Annotated in this window: 15 protein-coding genes; 8 read left to right on the forward strand and 7 right to left on the reverse strand. The window is 36.3% G+C overall.

From position 1 onward, the window contains the following. Positions 1 to 819: a helix-turn-helix transcriptional regulator gene (locus tag EHQ24_RS13385; RefSeq protein ID WP_135602083.1), complete on the reverse strand. Its 819-nt coding sequence runs from the start codon at positions 817 to 819 to the stop codon at positions 1 to 3. Between the two features lie 77 nt (positions 820 to 896). Between EHQ24_RS13385 and EHQ24_RS13390 the strand changes: the two genes are divergently transcribed. Next, positions 897 to 1,346, forward strand: a complete 450-nt coding sequence (locus EHQ24_RS13390; protein ID WP_135602084.1) for an SRPBCC family protein — start codon at positions 897 to 899, stop codon at positions 1,344 to 1,346. A gap of 46 nt (positions 1,347 to 1,392) precedes the next feature. Continuing rightward, positions 1,393 to 1,809: an SRPBCC family protein gene (locus EHQ24_RS13395; protein WP_135602085.1), complete on the forward strand. Its 417-nt coding sequence runs from the start codon at positions 1,393 to 1,395 to the stop codon at positions 1,807 to 1,809. A gap of 43 nt (positions 1,810 to 1,852) precedes the next feature. On the opposite strand, the gene EHQ24_RS13400 is transcribed toward EHQ24_RS13395, so the two are convergent. After that, positions 1,853 to 2,254 (reverse strand): class I SAM-dependent methyltransferase, encoded by a 402-nt coding sequence (locus EHQ24_RS13400; protein ID WP_135602086.1) that lies wholly within the window; start codon positions 2,252 to 2,254, stop codon positions 1,853 to 1,855. Positions 2,255 to 2,376: 122 nt separating this feature from the next. On the opposite strand from EHQ24_RS13400, the gene EHQ24_RS13405 reads away from it, so the two are divergent. The 3 genes from EHQ24_RS13405 (at position 2,377) to EHQ24_RS13415 (ending at position 8,911) form a co-directional block, all read left to right on the forward strand. Then, the gene (locus tag EHQ24_RS13405; RefSeq protein ID WP_135602471.1) at positions 2,377 to 5,118 is read left to right on the forward strand and encodes an ATP-binding protein; all 2,742 of its coding nucleotides are present in this window, start codon (positions 2,377 to 2,379) and stop codon (positions 5,116 to 5,118) included. A gap of 411 nt (positions 5,119 to 5,529) precedes the next feature. Beyond that, positions 5,530 to 6,501: a ribonucleotide-diphosphate reductase subunit beta gene (locus tag EHQ24_RS13410; RefSeq protein WP_135602087.1), complete on the forward strand. Its 972-nt coding sequence runs from the start codon at positions 5,530 to 5,532 to the stop codon at positions 6,499 to 6,501. Between the two features lie 22 nt (positions 6,502 to 6,523). Next, positions 6,524 to 8,911: a ribonucleoside-diphosphate reductase subunit alpha gene (locus EHQ24_RS13415; RefSeq protein WP_135602088.1), complete on the forward strand. Its 2,388-nt coding sequence runs from the start codon at positions 6,524 to 6,526 to the stop codon at positions 8,909 to 8,911. Between the two features lie 7 nt (positions 8,912 to 8,918). On the opposite strand, the gene EHQ24_RS13420 is transcribed toward EHQ24_RS13415, so the two are convergent. Continuing rightward, positions 8,919 to 10,007 (reverse strand): calcium:cation antiporter, encoded by a 1,089-nt coding sequence (locus tag EHQ24_RS13420; protein ID WP_135602089.1) that lies wholly within the window; start codon positions 10,005 to 10,007, stop codon positions 8,919 to 8,921. Positions 10,008 to 10,311: 304 nt separating this feature from the next. Here EHQ24_RS13420 and EHQ24_RS13425 point away from each other — a divergent pair, with 304 nt between their 5' ends. Continuing rightward, positions 10,312 to 11,727 carry a beta-propeller fold lactonase family protein gene (locus tag EHQ24_RS13425; RefSeq protein ID WP_135602090.1) on the forward strand — a complete coding sequence of 472 codons (1,416 nt, stop codon included), beginning with the start codon at positions 10,312 to 10,314 and terminating at the stop codon, positions 11,725 to 11,727. 53 nt (positions 11,728 to 11,780) lie between these two features. Next, on the forward strand, positions 11,781 to 12,521 hold the full coding sequence (locus EHQ24_RS13430) for a type 1 glutamine amidotransferase domain-containing protein (RefSeq protein ID WP_135602091.1): 741 nt from the start codon (positions 11,781 to 11,783) through the stop codon (positions 12,519 to 12,521). On the opposite strand, the gene EHQ24_RS13435 is transcribed toward EHQ24_RS13430, so the two are convergent. After that, positions 12,513 to 12,884 carry a DUF2200 domain-containing protein gene (locus EHQ24_RS13435; RefSeq protein WP_135602092.1) on the reverse strand — a complete coding sequence of 124 codons (372 nt, stop codon included), beginning with the start codon at positions 12,882 to 12,884 and terminating at the stop codon, positions 12,513 to 12,515. The two genes, EHQ24_RS13430 and EHQ24_RS13435, sit on opposite strands and share 9 nt — an antisense overlap. A 185-nt stretch (positions 12,885 to 13,069) precedes the next feature. On the opposite strand from EHQ24_RS13435, the gene EHQ24_RS13440 reads away from it, so the two are divergent. Beyond that, on the forward strand, positions 13,070 to 14,341 hold the full coding sequence (locus EHQ24_RS13440; RefSeq protein ID WP_244310421.1) for a Kelch repeat-containing protein: 1,272 nt from the start codon (positions 13,070 to 13,072) through the stop codon (positions 14,339 to 14,341). 40 nt (positions 14,342 to 14,381) lie between these two features. On the opposite strand, the gene EHQ24_RS13445 is transcribed toward EHQ24_RS13440, so the two are convergent. From EHQ24_RS13445 to EHQ24_RS13455, 3 genes are all read right to left on the reverse strand, one after another. Next, positions 14,382 to 14,939, reverse strand: a complete 558-nt coding sequence (locus EHQ24_RS13445) for a dihydrofolate reductase family protein (RefSeq protein ID WP_135602093.1) — start codon at positions 14,937 to 14,939, stop codon at positions 14,382 to 14,384. A 63-nt stretch (positions 14,940 to 15,002) separates the two neighbouring features. Beyond that, a complete protein-coding gene (locus tag EHQ24_RS13450) occupies positions 15,003 to 15,440 on the reverse strand; it encodes a DUF3995 domain-containing protein (RefSeq protein WP_135602094.1) in 438 nt (145 codons plus the stop codon). An 86-nt stretch (positions 15,441 to 15,526) separates the two neighbouring features. Further along, the gene (locus EHQ24_RS13455) at positions 15,527 to 16,513 is read right to left on the reverse strand and encodes an alpha/beta fold hydrolase (RefSeq protein WP_135602095.1); all 987 of its coding nucleotides are present in this window, start codon (positions 16,511 to 16,513) and stop codon (positions 15,527 to 15,529) included. Positions 16,514 to 16,524: the final 11 nt, after the last annotated feature.

Below are 16,524 nucleotides of genomic sequence, written 5' to 3' on the forward strand. Positions count from 1 at the left end.
TTAAATTGTTGGTATCTTCGATATTGTTTTCAAGTAATCTTCTGGGCTTAATCCAATTGTCTTTTTAAAATCTTTTATAAAGTGAGATTGGTCAAAATATCCTAATTCCAAAGCCATTTCTGCATATTGGATTGTTTTTTGGTTTTCGATCCTTTCGGCCACCCCTTGAATCCGGAAACGTTGGATGACCCATTTGGGGCTTACTCCCACATATTCTTGAAATAGTCTTTGGAGATTCCGAAGATTGATAGAAAATAGTTCTGCCAATTGTTCTACTGATTTAATGTTTCCATCTTCTTTGATTCGGTCGACTATCCTATTAATAAATGAAACTTTAAGATCAGGTTTTGGAAGGAGTGTTTCTAACCAAATTTCGATGAATTGGATTTTTTTTTCCACTTCGTCACTTTGAAAAATTTTATTTTCTAATTCAAAGACATCATCGTTTGTGATCTCCTGAATTGAAATTGTTTTGTTCGTCAGGGTAGCCACTGGTTTCTTAAAAAATGGATAAAATCCACCTGGTCGAAATTTGATTCCAAAAACAGAACCTTTCCCTTGTAAAAGAGTAGAGAATCTTCCTTTTGTGACTCCAAAAATTTTCGAATTTCCTTTTTCAAATACAATGTGAATACTAGGGAAAGGAAGGGTTTCAGCTAAATATGGTTTTTTATCTGTTAAGTCCCAACTTACAGTCCAATAATGTTCTATAAAAAAATCTAATTTCTCATTGGCAAAGTATCGATTGTGTTTGGCGAAAAGACTTGCGTTGTTTTGTCGTAAAACTCCTCTAGTTGGTTTTCCTTTTTCCCTCGCCATACAACTTATTTAGAGTTTTGTCGTGTTTTTACAATCCAAATCTTTTCATTTTTGATAGAGTATTTTAGAGGAAATTTATGAAATCGACAAATCAATTGAATCATAGCTTACAACTGAATTTAGAAAAAAGGATTCACTCTTCTTTGGAAATAGTTTGGGAAATTCTTACATCACCAAAATACATTAAAGAATATTTATATGGAACAGATGTTATATCAGATTGGAAAGAGGGAAGTTCTCTTGTTTTTAAAGGAGTTTGGGAAGGAAATTCTTACGAAGAAAACGGAATTATTCTTAGTTTTAAACCTCCCTATACATTCAAATACTCTTATTTTACAGCCTATTTTGGGTTACCAGACATCCCGGAAAACTATTCAATCATCGAGAACCAACTCTCCGAAGAAAATGGAATTGTAACCATTCACCTAAAACAAATTGGTTTCACTGCCGAAGATAAATTAAAACATTCTGAGGAAAGTTGGAATCAATGTTTGGATATTATTAAACAAATTGCTGAAAAAACTTGAGAAAATACTTTCCAAAAAAAGAACTCTATTGATACAATTTCCGTTTATGGACTCGAATCAAATCACAGTACAATCCACTATCAGTGCAGACAATAAAAAAGTTTGGGACTACTATACTTTACCTACGCACATCATCCATTGGAATTTTGCCTCCGACGATTGGCAATGTCCCTGGGCCAAAAACGATCTAACGGTTGGTGGTAAGTATAGTGCAAGAATGGAAGCCAAAGACGGAAGTTTTGGTTTTGAGTTTGAAGCAACTTATGACAAAGTCATCGATCAAAAATTAATTAGTTATATTATGGAAGATGGTAGAAAGGCAAGTGTGTCCTTTGAAGTTTTGGGAAACCAAACTCAGGTAACCGTAACGTTTGATGCAGAAAACCAAAATCCAATTGAAATGCAAAGAGGTGGATGGCAAGCTATCCTTGATAATTTCAAAAAATACACAGAATCCCACTAAACTTAGGTTAGGCTCTTTCGCGTATTCGTGGTTACCTCTATGTTTATTTTGAACTTAAAGAAATTAGCAGAGAGGCATCTTGGTTCATAAAAATATTTTTCCCATGATGGAATGTTTTTATTTCTATATTTTTAAATCCAACCTCGGTCAATAATGATTCTAAGTGTGATCTGTTGAATCCATTGTGTACGTTAGGATGATTGATGTTTTCATTTTTATCAAAATCCACAATGATCAATTTCCCATCTGTGTTTAAGATGGAGTAAAATTGTTTCAGTAAAGTGAGCGTATCGGGAACATGAAGTAAAACCAAAGATGCCAAGATGATGTCGGAATTGATCTTGGATTTCAATTTTGTAAAATCAGAATCAATTACTTTTGCAAGGTCCTTTCGTTCTACCGTATCATATTTGCTAGCAATTTGATTGAATCGATTTGGTTCCATAACGGGGATTTCTTTTGTTTAGACCCGTTCCTTCTACTTCAAACTAAAAATAATCTCCATTCCCTTTTCGTTCTTATGAATTTCTCTCTTTTTCTTTGGATTTTCATCGTCTTTTATATCAAATGCCTTCCTGGAATCTATTGGTCAAAAAATTCTTTAAAGAATCGATTCTCTTGGTTTCAGTATTCCTTCTCTACCTAGTTGTCGGAAAACTAAGTCTAAATCTATCTTCGATTGATGGATACAGTACTCCGGTTTGGCCACCAGCTGGATTGGCACTTGGATTCGTGTTATTATTTGGGAAACGTGTTTGGCCTGCTTTGTTTTTGGGAGCTTACTTTACCAATACCACGTATTTCCCCACTTCAGAAACTTGGATTGAGTTTCTGATTTCTAACCCACAAAACATAACCATATCACTCGGGAATTCCAGTTCGGCTGTTTTAGGAGCTTATTTTTTAAAAAAATATTCGGATCCCAATTTGAATATTTTCCAAGTCCACGAACTTTTGGTATTTTTTATTTTAGCAGGTCCAGTCACTGCATTCATTGCTTCTACTATTGGAAGTTTTTCTTTATATTATTTTAAGATCATTTACTTTGAGTTTCTTTTTCAAACTTGGCTTACTTGGTGGATGGGTGATTCTATCGGGATTATTATTTTTACTCCTCTTCTCATTCTTATTTGGAAATGGTATTTAGGGGAAGAGAAACTCATAAGATTAATTATCTTTGCTTCGGCAACAATGAGTACATTTGTTTTTACCTTATCAATTTTTTTCATTACAAGAAACTGGGAAAAAGAATTTATCAAATACCGAATCAAATCAGATGGACATATTATATCTAGCGATATAGAAAACCGACTTTATGAAAACATAAGGCTTGTTAAATCATTAGGGGCTTTTATTTCTTTAACGGAAAACTTAAATCGTCAATACTTTGAACAGTTTTCCAACGGAATCATTGGCGACTCCAGTAGTTTTACTGCATTATCATGGAATCGTCTGGTATCTAATTCGTCGCGTGCCGTTGTGGAGGCTCAACTTAAAAAAGACTACTCCGAATCAAATGGGGTCACAATCAGAAAAGAAAATAGAATGTTACGATCTCCAATCAGTGATAAATATGTTTTGATTCGATACATTCATCCTTATTTAGAAAATAAACAAGCTGTTGGGTATAACTTACTTTCTGATCAAGTTAGGAAGGATGCTCTATTCAGTGCAATGTCTAGAAAAGACATTGAGATAACCGGTAAAATTAATTTAATACAAAATTTAGATAATAACTTGGGTTTTTTGCTTTTTTATCCTGTGACCCGATGGAATGGAGAATTTGGATTTGCCACTGCAGTGATTCGGCTTGAATCCATTATCAATAAATCACTTGTTAGTAATGATCCAAATCATTTGTGTATAAAAGTTGAGGAATTTAAAGATCCTTTTCATACAGATATTTTTTCAAAAGATTGTTTGAACAATGAAGAAAGGATATTTGCAGATTATTTTTATGAATACCCAATCACAATTGGGTCGCATGTATTAAACATAAGAGCAATTGCTACGAAAGAGTATTTTCAAAAAAATCTTACGAATGCATCACGATTTATTCTAATCATTTCATCCTTACTAACAGGACTTCTCGGAATCCTTTTACTCATCATTATGGGTAAAGAAAAAAGCATTCAAGACATAGTTGAAAAAAGAACTTTCGAATTGGAAAAAGCCAATCTTGTGAAATCAGAGTTTTTGGCAAATATGAGTCATGAGATTCGTACGCCCATGAATGGGGTTTTAGGAATGTTAACTTTATTAGAACAAACTAATGTTGATTTAGAACAAAAAGATTATTTGGATAATGCAAAAAAGGCAGTTTTGTCGTTATTGACAATCATCAACGACATCCTAGATGTCTCAAAATTAGAAAATAAAAGATTAGAGATGGATCTAAAGCCTACAAATATACATAAACTATGTAAGGATTTGATTCAACTTTTTATACCAGATGCGCGTAAGAAGAATTTGGAGTTTTATGTCAATGTATCTGGTTTGGATTCCAATCTTTATGCGTTAGTGGATGAAAATCGTCTTCGTCAAATATTGATTAATTTAATTGGAAACGCATTGAAATTTACGTTCACTGGATCTCTAAGTTTGGATGTAAACTTGAGCGAAGATCGAAATTATATAGTGTTCACAGTCAAAGATACTGGAATTGGGATTTCGCCAGAAAACATTTCTAGGTTATTCAATCGTTTTGTCCAACTAGAAGATTCAAGAACAAAAAAATTTGAAGGTTCTGGGCTTGGTCTTTATATTTCTAAACAACTTGTTAATTTGATGGGTGGGGAAATTGAAGTACAAAGTGTTTTGAATGTAGGATCAACATTTCAGTTTACAATTCCTTTTGAAGAAACGGATCAAAGAGAAATACAGATTGAAAACTTACATTTGAAGTTAGTTGGAGAAAATGATCATTTCCATGTGTTGATCGCAGAAGATAATTCTTTAAACCAAAAATTTATAGTGAAATTATTTGAGAAAGAAAATATTAAAACGAGTGTTGCTACTAACGGAATCGAAGTGATCCAGTTGTTAGATGAATCGCTGGTCCATATTGATAATAGATTTGATATGATCCTTATGGACATACAAATGCCTCTCATGGATGGAATGGAAGCTACAAAACTCATTCGGAAACGTAATGATTCATATCGAGATATACCTATCATTGCCATCACTGCAAATAGTATGGATTCTCAACTAAAAGAATATTTGGAAAATGGAATGAATGGGTATGTAAAAAAACCAATCATCCTTACTGAGTTGATGACAGCCATTTATAAAAATTTAAAAAAATAACCTTATTTTTTTAAATTTCCCCTCGTTTTATTCCATTGACAAAATATGTCTCATTCAGTTTATTTAGATTCTATTCCGGGAGGAATGAGGTGGAACTCCTCAACTGACGGCGCAACCGTAAATTCTTATCCAATAAAGATAAGGAAAGTCGGATCTTCCCACATATGAATCGCCCGTAAACGATCATCTGTACCGAAAATTTTTTCAGGGCCCCGGACTATTGCTACCGGGATACCCACACCTTCTTCCAAACAAGTTGTAGTGTTCCGGGTCGATGAGATTTGGCCGTGGAAAACAAACATTCCATTCCAGTCTTTACCAACAAATGTATGTTTGTTGGTAATATATGTAATACTCCTTTGGCAAAGGATACATATACAAATATAAAAATTGTAAACCTGGAGTTGTTGGATGGATTACCAATCGGAAGTTTTATTAAAAGAGAATCAGGATCGATTTGTGATCCTTCCCATCAAGTACCCTAAAATTTGGGAGATGTATAAGAAACAACAGGCTTCCTTTTGGACTGCTGAAGAAATTGATTTAAGTAGCGATTTAGATGATTGGAATTCCTTGTCCAATAACGAAAGGTTTTTTTTAAGTAATGTTTTGGCATTTTTTGCAGCAAGTGATGGAATCGTAAACGAAAACTTAGCTGTCAACTTTATGCGTGAAGTCCAACTTCCTGAAGTTAGGTGTTTTTATGGGTTTCAAATTATGATGGAAAATATCCATTCAGAAACCTATTCACTTTTAATTGATACATACATCAAAGATCCAAAAGAAAAACATAAACTCTTCCATTCTATAGAAACCATTCCTGCTGTAGAAAAAAAAGCCAAATGGGCTTTACGTTGGATTGGTGAAGGTAATTTTGCGGAACGATTACTTGCCTTTGCCGCAGTGGAGGGAATCTTTTTTAGCGGAAGTTTCTGTGCCATCTTTTGGATGAAAAAACGAGGTCTCCTTCCTGGCCTTAGTTTTTCCAATGAACTGATCAGTCGCGATGAAGGTTTGCATTGTGAGTTTGCTTGTATTCTTTTTAAAATGTTACAAAACAAACCAAGTGCCGATCGTGTTTACGAAATATTTACAGATGCAGTCAATATCGAAAAAGAATTCATCACCGAATCATTGTCAGTGGATCTTATTGGTATGAACGCTAAACTAATGCGACAATACATTGAATTTGTAGCTGACCGTTGGCTCATTGAACTTGGATTTGAAAAACTTTATTATTCCGCAAATCCTTTTGATTTTATGGAAATGATTTCTTTACAAGGGAAAACAAACTTTTTTGAAAAACGAGTAGGGGATTACCAAAAGGCCGGTGTTTTAAATTCGGAACAAGGTTTTACATTCTCTCTAAATGAAGATTTTTAAAAATTTAAGATAAGGAAATTATATGTTCGTACTCAAAAGAAATGGAAAAAAGGAATCAGTAAAGTTTGATAAAGTCACAGCTCGGATTGAAAAATTATCCTATGGCCTGAGTCGATTGGTTAGTCCCATCGATGTAGCCAAAAAAGTCATCGAAGGAATTTATGACGGCGTCAGTACTTCGGAACTAGACAATCTGGCAGCTGAAATTGCAGCATCCCTTACCACCAAACATCCTGACTATGCACTTCTTGCTAGTCGTATCGCCGTAAGTAACCTACACAAAAACACAACTAAATCTTTTTCGGAAACAATGGAACGGTTGTATTCTTATATCGATCCTAAAACAAAAAAAGTTATGCCTTTGATTGCAGAAGACGTATGGGAGATCGTAAAACAACATTCGGAACTGTTAGATAGTTCCATTATTTATGACAGAGACTTTGGGTTTGATTATTTTGGATTTCGAACTCTCGAAAAATCTTATTTGTTAAAACTCGACGGCAAAATTGTAGAACGCCCGCAACATATGTATATGCGTGTAGCCCTAGGTATCCACAAACATAGAATTGACGATGTAATCAAAACTTATCATTTAATGAGCGAACGTTGGTTTACACATGCAACGCCCACTCTTTTTAATGCAGGAACACCTAAACCACAAATGAGTAGTTGTTTTCTTTTGACGATGAAAGACGACAGCATTGATGGGATTTATGATACCCTCAAACAAACAGCAAAAATTTCACAGAGTGCCGGTGGGATCGGACTTTCCATTCATAACATTCGAGCCACAGGTTCTTATATTGGAGGAACTAACGGAACCAGTAACGGAATCATTCCCATGTTACGTGTGTTTAATGATACGGCACGATATGTAGACCAAGGTGGTGGAAAACGAAAAGGTGCCTTTGCTATCTATTTAGAACCATGGCATGCTGATATCTTTCCGTTTTTGGAATTAAAGAAAAATCATGGTAAAGAAGAGATGCGTGCTCGTGATCTGTTTTTTGCTCTCTGGATTTCAGATCTATTTATGAAACGAGTGGAAGAGGGTGGTGATTGGAGTTTGTTTTGTCCAAATGAAGCCCCTGGGCTTTCTGATGTGTATGGGGAAGAGTTTGTTTCTTTATACGAACAATATGAAAGAGAAGGGCGAGCACGAACTAAAGTCAAAGCGCAAGACCTCTGGTTTGCCATTGTGGAATCACAAATAGAAACAGGAACTCCTTATCTATTATACAAAGATGCAGCCAATTCTAAAAGTAATCAGAAAAATTTAGGAACCATCAAAAGTAGTAACCTCTGTACCGAAATTTTAGAATTCACAAGTCCAGACGAAGTTGCCGTTTGTAATTTAGCATCTGTCGCCTTGCCAAAGTTTGTTGCCGATGGTAAGTTTTTGTTTGATAAATTGTATGAAATTGTCTATCAAATGACAGTAAATTTGAATCGTATCATCGATGAAAACTATTACCCTGTTCCAGAAGCCAAAAATTCAAATTTGAAACATCGTCCGATTGGGATTGGTGTCCAAGGTCTTGCCGATGTTTTTATCCTCCTTCGTTTGGCCTACGAAAGTGATGCCGCAAAAAAACTAAATATCGAAATTTTTGAAACGATATACTTTGCTGCCATGACAGCCAGTAAAGACATCGCCAAAGAAGAAGGAAGTTATTCGAGTTTCGCAGGTTCTCCTCTCTCCCAAGGAATTTTCCAATTTGATTTATGGAATGTAAAACCAACGGGTCGTTGGGACTTTGATTCGCTACGAAAAGAAGTAGTTCAATTTGGAACACGGAATTCTCTTCTTGTGGCGCCAATGCCAACAGCTTCCACTTCGCAAATTTTAGGAAACAACGAATGTTTTGAACCATACACTTCTAATATTTATACCAGACGAGTCCTGAGTGGTGAGTTTATCATTGTCAATAAACATTTGTTACATGATTTGATTGAACTTGGACTTTGGAATTCTACAATGAAGAACCAAATCATTGCTTCAGGTGGGAGCATCCAGTCTATTCCTTCCATTCCTGATTCCATCAAAGAGATATACAAAACAGTTTGGGAAATGAAACAAAGAGCTCTCATTGATATGGCAAGGGATCGTGGTGCCTTTATCTGCCAGTCGCAATCTTTGAATTTATTTGTAGAAAGTCCTACCGTTTCCAAACTAACCTCCATGCATTTTTACGCATGGAAACAAGGTTTAAAAACAGGGATGTATTATTTGCGAACCAAAGCCGCAACGCAGGCCATCCAATTCACTGTAGAAAAGGGAAAGGAAGAAATCCCTATGGAAAAAGATATCCAGTCATCTTCTTCGCAAGCTAACAAAAAAGAGGTGAATTCTGAATTTGTCGGTGAGGCCTGTTCTATGGAAGAAGGTTGCCTCGTTTGCGGAAGTTAAAGAAACTCTAAGGCATCAGTGAAATAGCTAAAAAGGAAGCCATAATCACTAAATGGATGAGTCCATGCAGTGATGTGGTCCTTCCCGATCCAAAAGTAAAACTTCCTGCAAGAAAAGTAACCATCAAAAACACAATCCCTTTGCTATCCAATCCAAGGGTTAATGGTTTATCAAACATAAGAGAATACAAACTCACAGCGGGAATTGTGAGCGCAATACTCGCCGCTCCTGATCCCAGAGCTAAGTTCAAACTTGTTTGTAGTTCATTGATTTTGGCTGCATTCATAGCAGCCAAGGTTTCTGGAGCCAAAACCAAAATCGCAATGACAATCCCAACCACTGCTTTTGGTGCACCTAACGCATTGATGGTGCTCTCAATGGTCGGACTCAAGATTTTAGACAATCCAACTACTGCTACGAGAGAAAATAGAAGGGAAATAAAACTAGTAATGGCTCTTTTTTTACTCGGTCTTGTCCCTGTAATTTCTGATTCTGAAACTTCAGTTTCCCCGGCGGCAAAAAAGTTTTTATGAGATTTTGTTTGTGACCAAACAAGAGATCCATACAAAACAAGGGAAGCTAAGGAAACAAAAATCAGTTGCCCTGCACTATAAGTTCCTTTGTTGGTGGAAGTAGTGAATAGAGGTAATACTAAAGTGAGTGTTGAAAGTACGGCCAAAACTCCAAGTAAAGCCGTTGTCCCCACCGATTGAAATCCTAGTTCTTTATGCTTTAATCCACCTAACAGAATACAAATGCCTATGATTCCATTTGTTACAATCATTAAAGCTGCAAAAACTGTATCTCTTGCAATTTGAGGTGAGTCGGCGGTGTCATTACTCATAAGACTGACAATGAGTGCTACTTCAATGACAGTCACTGATATTGCCAAAATTAAAGTTCCGAGTGCAGGACCAACACGTTCGGCTATAACTTCTGCACTATGGACGGCGCTTGAGATACCGGCAGCCAAAAAAACAACAGCGAATGCGATGAGAAGCCCTTCGCCAATTGGTGCGATCATAGCAAATAATAATACTAAAAAAGATGTGAACGAGAGCCAGTCATTGGATGAGATTGTTTTTGAATTTGCCATAGAGTCTCTGATTTATTATTTTTATAATCTTCTATTTTCAGACTATTAAAAATACCATAAAGTTCAAGTAAATCTATGGATTTACAATTTCTGTTTGAACTTTGGGCGCCTCGAATTTATATATAAAGTTTCTTCTCTTTTAGGCACGACCGGGCTTTCCGTTCCAATCTCCGCTTTCGCTTCGATTTCCACTGCAATCCCTGGCGCTAACATCCTTTAGGAGAACAAAGAGAATTTCCAAAACATTCAAATTTTAAGAATGACATTTTTTCCTGAGCCACTTGATTTATGTTTGTTGCTCCCTATGAATTCGGAAATTTCTAAACAGTTCTATCATTCAAAGATACTAGTAGTCGCAAAAATCTTTTCCTTACTCGTTTGCCTGTTTTCTTTTAATGCCTGCCTTCTCAATCCCATTGTTCAATGTATCTTATTTCCCGAAAAAGATCCTTCCCGCAATTCTTTATTCGCACTATGGGCCTTGTTATCTAATTCCAATTCAGTGGTGGAACTAAACCGTACCTGGGCCGGGGTTTATAAAGGAGATAGTTTACAATTGGAAGCACAGTACTATTTGTACGGTAACAAAACAGACACAGTCTTCCAATGGACCAGTAGCAATGAATCCGTTGCCACAGTATCGCCAACGGGTCTTGTGCAAAGTATTGGTAATGGAAAGATAATCATTACAGCCACTACCGCTGATGGAAAGGCAAGTGCCACAAGTGCGATCACAGTTTATTCGGGATACCTTTATGTCAGTTTGGATGACATGAGTACTGTTGGTTTTCTAACGATGAATCATACCACTGGCGCATTGACATCCTTTGCAACATACAGTACCGGTGCCGGTACTGGGCCAACTGGTATTGGAGTCGACCCTTTTGGTAAGTTTTTATTCACAGGAAATTTTTATAGTGGAACTATCTCCCAATTTTTAATCAACCAAACGACAGGAGCGCTTACATCCAATACGCCAAGTTTTTTGACAGATGAGGCAAGTCCGAGAAATTTAGTCATCACACCCGATGGCAAGTATTTGTATTTAGCTTCCGAAGGTACTTCAGCAATTCGTGCGTTTTCAATCAATGCAAATGGCACTCTCACCTTTATAGCTTCCTATTCAACTGACATTGGCCATTCTCAAATTCAAATCTCTCGGAATGGAAATTTTATTTTTTATATGGGAACCTTAGTCACAGAAATGACTTCATACCGTATCAATTATGCTAATGGAACATTATCACATGCAAGCACCAGTCCTAGTTTTCCAAATGATGGTTCTGGCCATGTTTCGACTCATCCCAATGGCAATTATATATATGTTAGTTCCGTTCCGGCTGTGACCATTTTCAGTTTTGATGAAAATACAGGTAATATGAGTTTTGTGGACTCTGTTTTTCATGGATTGAGCATTAATAGCACTGCGATCCATCCCAGTGGACTTTTTTATTATTTATTACATATCAATGAAGGTATTATTTCTTGTTATACGGTTGATCCCAAGTCGGGAAAAATTTCCTATTCATCTAATGTGACTGGTTATACACCGGGTAATTTGCGATTTATGGTGATCGATCCTACGGGGCGTTTTGCCTACGCTGCCGATATTAATGCAGCTAACTTGTTGCAATTTAGTATTAACCAAACCACGGGTGCACTTACATTTCTGGGAAATGTTAATCCAGGGGGGAATCCGTGGAATTTAACTTTTTTATAATCGCCAAAATCAAGTTTTCACTTGAGATTGGAATCCTCGCCTAAGGAAACCCTATGATTCTAATTCCCATCCCTAGTTCTGATTTTGATCCAAGTGAAGCCTCCCTTCCTTGGAAATTATTATCAGAATCAAATTTCAAATTCCAGTTTGCCACACCTAATGGAAAAAAAGCAAAAGCAGATGAACGGATGTTAACTGGAAAAGGACTGGGAATTTTGAAATCTGGGTTTATGGCACGTAAAGATGCAAGAGATGCTTATTTGGAAATGGAAAATTCTAAAGAATTTCAGAACCCTATTTCCTATTCTGAAATCAAAGAAAAAGATTTCCAAGCCATTCTTTTGCCAGGGGGACATGCGCAAGGTATGAAAGAATACCTAGAATCCAAAATTTTACAAAATGTAATCGTGGATTTTTTTCATTCGAATAAACCCATTGCCGCGATCTGTCATGGCGTTTTACTTGCGGCAAGAAGTATTGATCCCAAAACAAACAAATCTGTGTTATATGAAAAAAATACAACAGCACTTTTGCAAAAACAGGAACTCCTCGCTTACTACACAACCAGACTTTGGTTAGGAAATTATTACAAAACCTATCCGCTGACTGTACAAGCAGAAGTCACAAGTTTTTTAAAATCTAAAGAGCAGTTTAAAACGGGAGGAAGTCTATCTGTACGAGATAGTTTAGAGAATCCCGATGTTGGTTTTACCGTTGTAGATGGAAATTATGTTTCTGCTAGATGGCCTGGGGACGCGTATCAATTTACTAATGCATTCAAAACACTACTTTGATCCATTTCGTAAAATTTTTTCCATCGTTTTTCCCTTTGCCAGTTCATCCACAAGTTTGTCTAGATATCGCACTTTTCGTGTTAGGGGATTTTCAATTTCTTCGATTCGGTAACCACAAATCATTCCTTTGATTTGCTCTGCGTTTTTATGTAATTTAGCTTTGGCAAAGAAACTTTCAAAGGTCACATTCTCTTTGATGAGTTCGTTTATCTTTTTTGTATCAAAAGAAGTTAACCATTCAATCACTTGGTCTAACTCCTTTTTGGTTCTGCCTTTTTTTTCAATCTTTGTCAGGTAGAGTGGGTAGACAGAGGCAAAAGTCATTTCTGCCATTCTTTCGTGGTGTTTTGCGCTTGGTTCCATGGTTGTGATTATAATTGATTTAGAGGTGATTTTAATCAATTTTAATTGATAGTAAATATTAATTAAATATTTTTTTCTTTTTTTAGTAGAAAATATTTTGTAAATTCATTGTATGAATCAATAAATATTTCATGAATGTTAAAAAAAAGTAGCACTTGTTTGGTTAATGCTTCAAAGTAGAAACAATGAAATTAATATTCGGATTTTTCCTAGTTCTTTTTGCATGTAACCCTTCGGCAATGGAAAATTCATGTGATTCCAGTTCTAATATGTTTCTGGAAACTTTAATAGTAAAACGATTGAGAGGAGATAATTCTTCTCATTGTGGAATTAAAATTTCATCCAATATTTGTAATCTAGATATAACATCCTTAATTCAATCTGAATATTCGCAAGAGTTTATAAAAGAAATCAACATCCAATCTCAAAAAGGTTCATCAGGTAATCCAACTTATGACATTACCTCAATAGCTGTTCCCGCTGCTTCCTTTAGATGGTCAGGATCTGTTCTTGCGCCAAATGGGAAAATTTATTCCATTCCTTACCAAGCCACGACAGTTCTAATCATAGATCCAGTAACTAATACAGCGGACAACAATTCTATAGTTGGTCTCACTGGATCCAATAAATGGAATGGCGGAGTTCTTGCTCCCAATGGTAAAATCTATGGAATTCCATTTGCAAGTACAAACGTCCTAATTATTGATCCTAAGACAAATACAGCCAATACAACTTCCATTACTGGGCTTGGCACCGGTAGTAAGTGGAATGGTGGAGTATTAGCACCCAATGGTAAAATTTATGGAATTCCTTTAGAGAGTGATAGTGTTCTGATCATTGACCCAGAGACAAATACGGCCAATACAACTTCGATCACCGGGTTAGGTGCCGGTGGATCTAAATGGTCATCTGGAGTGTTAGCCCTCAATGGTAAAATCTATGGAATTCCTTATAACGCTATGGATAGTGTTCTGATCATTGACCCAGAGACAAATACAGCCAATACAACTTCCATCACAGGTCTTACTGGTGCCTTTCGATGGTCATCTGGAGTATTAGCCCCCAATGGCAAAATTTATGGAATTCCAAATGATTCGAATACTGTTCTCATCATTGATCCAGAGACAAATACAGCAAATGCAACTTCTATTTCTGTACCTTCCGGTACTACAAAATGGGTTGGAGGGGTATTGGCTCCTAATGGTAAAATTTATGGGATACCAGCATCAAGTGATGTAGTCCTAATTATTGATCCAACCACGAATACGACAGATATCACATCAATGACAGGGTTAGTCGGGGTGAATAAATGGAACGGTGGAACCGTTGCACCAAATGGAAAAATTTATGGAATTCCTTTCTCTACTACAACTAACTCAGTATTGGTAATGGATCCGAAATCGATTGGATCCTTTTGCCCATCACTTTTGGAATCTTCTTATTTGAACAAATTATAATAAAAAATTGATTCAAATGATATTCGAATCAATTTTTAAATTACCTTTGTGTTTTATAATGAAGAGCGATCGAACCGGAAGGAAAAGTTTTTGATTCTAAAAAATCCAATCGAAAGGTTTTTGGTAATCTGACTGTATCAAACAACCGAGGTCCATTTCCTGCGATCACCGGATGGACCACAAATCGATACTCATCAATCAAATGCGCTTCCGAAAGTTGGGAAGCAAGACTCAAACTTCCAATACAAATGTCCTTGCCTGGTTTTTGTTTTAAATCATTCACTTCGTCCGCTAAAGATTTTTTTGCCAACCTTGTATTTGGATCTTCTACTTGTTTTATTGTTCTGGAGAAAAGAATTTTTTCAAGTGAAGTAAATAATTCTGCAAACTCGTTGGTGACCTCTGACATGGATTGGTTCCTTGCTACATCCGGCCAAAAGGGCACCATCAGTTGGTAGGTGGTTCGCCCATAAAGAATTTGATCTGCATTCTTTAAAATGTTGGCAAAGTATTGGTGTAAGTCTTCATCGGCTACCATACCCTCATGGCCATAAAATCCATCTGTTGATGTATTGATTGCAAAAATTACCTTTCTCATAAGTCTTTTTATAATAGATTCAGTTTGAGATGAAAGTCTATTTTGGTCGGATCGTTGGTCACTTTAGGGAATTTTTTGGAGGATAAGTATCAAAAACCCCAAACCAATGAAAAGGCAAACTGGATTGTAAATTCGCTTTGTATAATAAACAAATATCGACTTCCAGTGTTTGGTGACAAACGGAGCATAACCGAAACTACCTCGTAAGAAAAAAATCGCTGAAACAATTCCCATGATCAGTTTCAAACCAAAGATCAGATCGCTGTTGAATCCAAGATCAACTCTGAGTGTCCATATGATTGGTAATAAGGAAAACAGAGCCAAAAAAATAGCAACAAACAAACACATGAAACGAGAGGGAAATTTTTCCCCCTTACCGAAAACTAAATCAATTAATTCCTGTTTGGTTTTTCCTGGCCAAAGACCTCCAAAACCCCAGTAGACATGGATAATGGCAAGAGATAAGAGCAGGGAGTTTAAGGTGATGGCAATTAGGATCATAGATTACAATTTCCCCGCGCCCCGGATAGAAGCGGAAATCCTTTGTGTTAACAAAGATTGGAGCGGATAGCCGGAAATGTGCGCCCTCACTTTACATCCTTCAAATTACTTAATAAAATTTTATGGAAGTTGTTTGGTGATTCCAATTGTGGAATATGCCCAACTTCGGGGATAATATGCAAACGAGAATTTGTCAGAGATTTCTGAATTGTTTCGGCATCTGAAATCGGTGTCACAGTGTCTAAATCTCCCCAAAGTAAATCAATGGGCATTGTTAAATCTTTTCCAGACCGTTTGAAATCTTTGGCTAACTGATCGTCGGAGTGGAAAATAAATTCCCCTAGCCAATCTCCAAAAAAGGAAGTAGTGGCCTTTAGTTGCATTGGCATCTGAATTACCTTTACTTTTTCATCGGTGATACAATCAGCGGAATGAACAAATTGACTAAACAATATCTTTGTTAAATGAGGATTTGTTGCCGTCACTTCAAGGAGTCTGTTACGTAAAAATGCAAAGTTCCATAGTCTTTCGAACAGGTTTGGTTCGGAAGGAGCTGTTTCTTTCTTTTCTTCTAAGTTAACAGCGATATCAACTAATTGTAATGAAATGATACGTTCTGGAATCAAAAGGGCAGTATGTAAAGTTGCACCACCGCCGAAAGAATGTCCAAGTAAGTGTACGTTTTGTAATCCTAAAGAATCAATGATCGACACCACTCTTTTTGCTTGTTGTATCGACTTCAATTCGGAAGATCCAGGTCTTTCGGAAAAACCGAAAGGAGGTAGATCGATAGCAATCGCATAATATCCATTTTGTGACAATACAATCATTGTTTCTTTCCAAAGTTCGCTCCATGAACCCATTCCATGGATCAAAACGACTGCTGGATTTTTTGGATCTCCCATTTCCTGGATGTAGATTTTTACATCATTAGTTTGTACAAATCGTCCATTTTTTGGGGCAATTTCTTCGGGAGAAAAAGATTCTCGAAAGTATCGTAAACTTGAATAGAAGACAAAAACCGAGAGAACAATCAAACAAGTGAATAAAACGATATATTTAATTAGTTTCATAAAATCCTAAC

Source organism: Leptospira noumeaensis, from assembly GCF_004770765.1.
In the GTDB taxonomy this organism is placed as follows: domain Bacteria; phylum Spirochaetota; class Leptospiria; order Leptospirales; family Leptospiraceae; genus Leptospira_A; species Leptospira_A noumeaensis.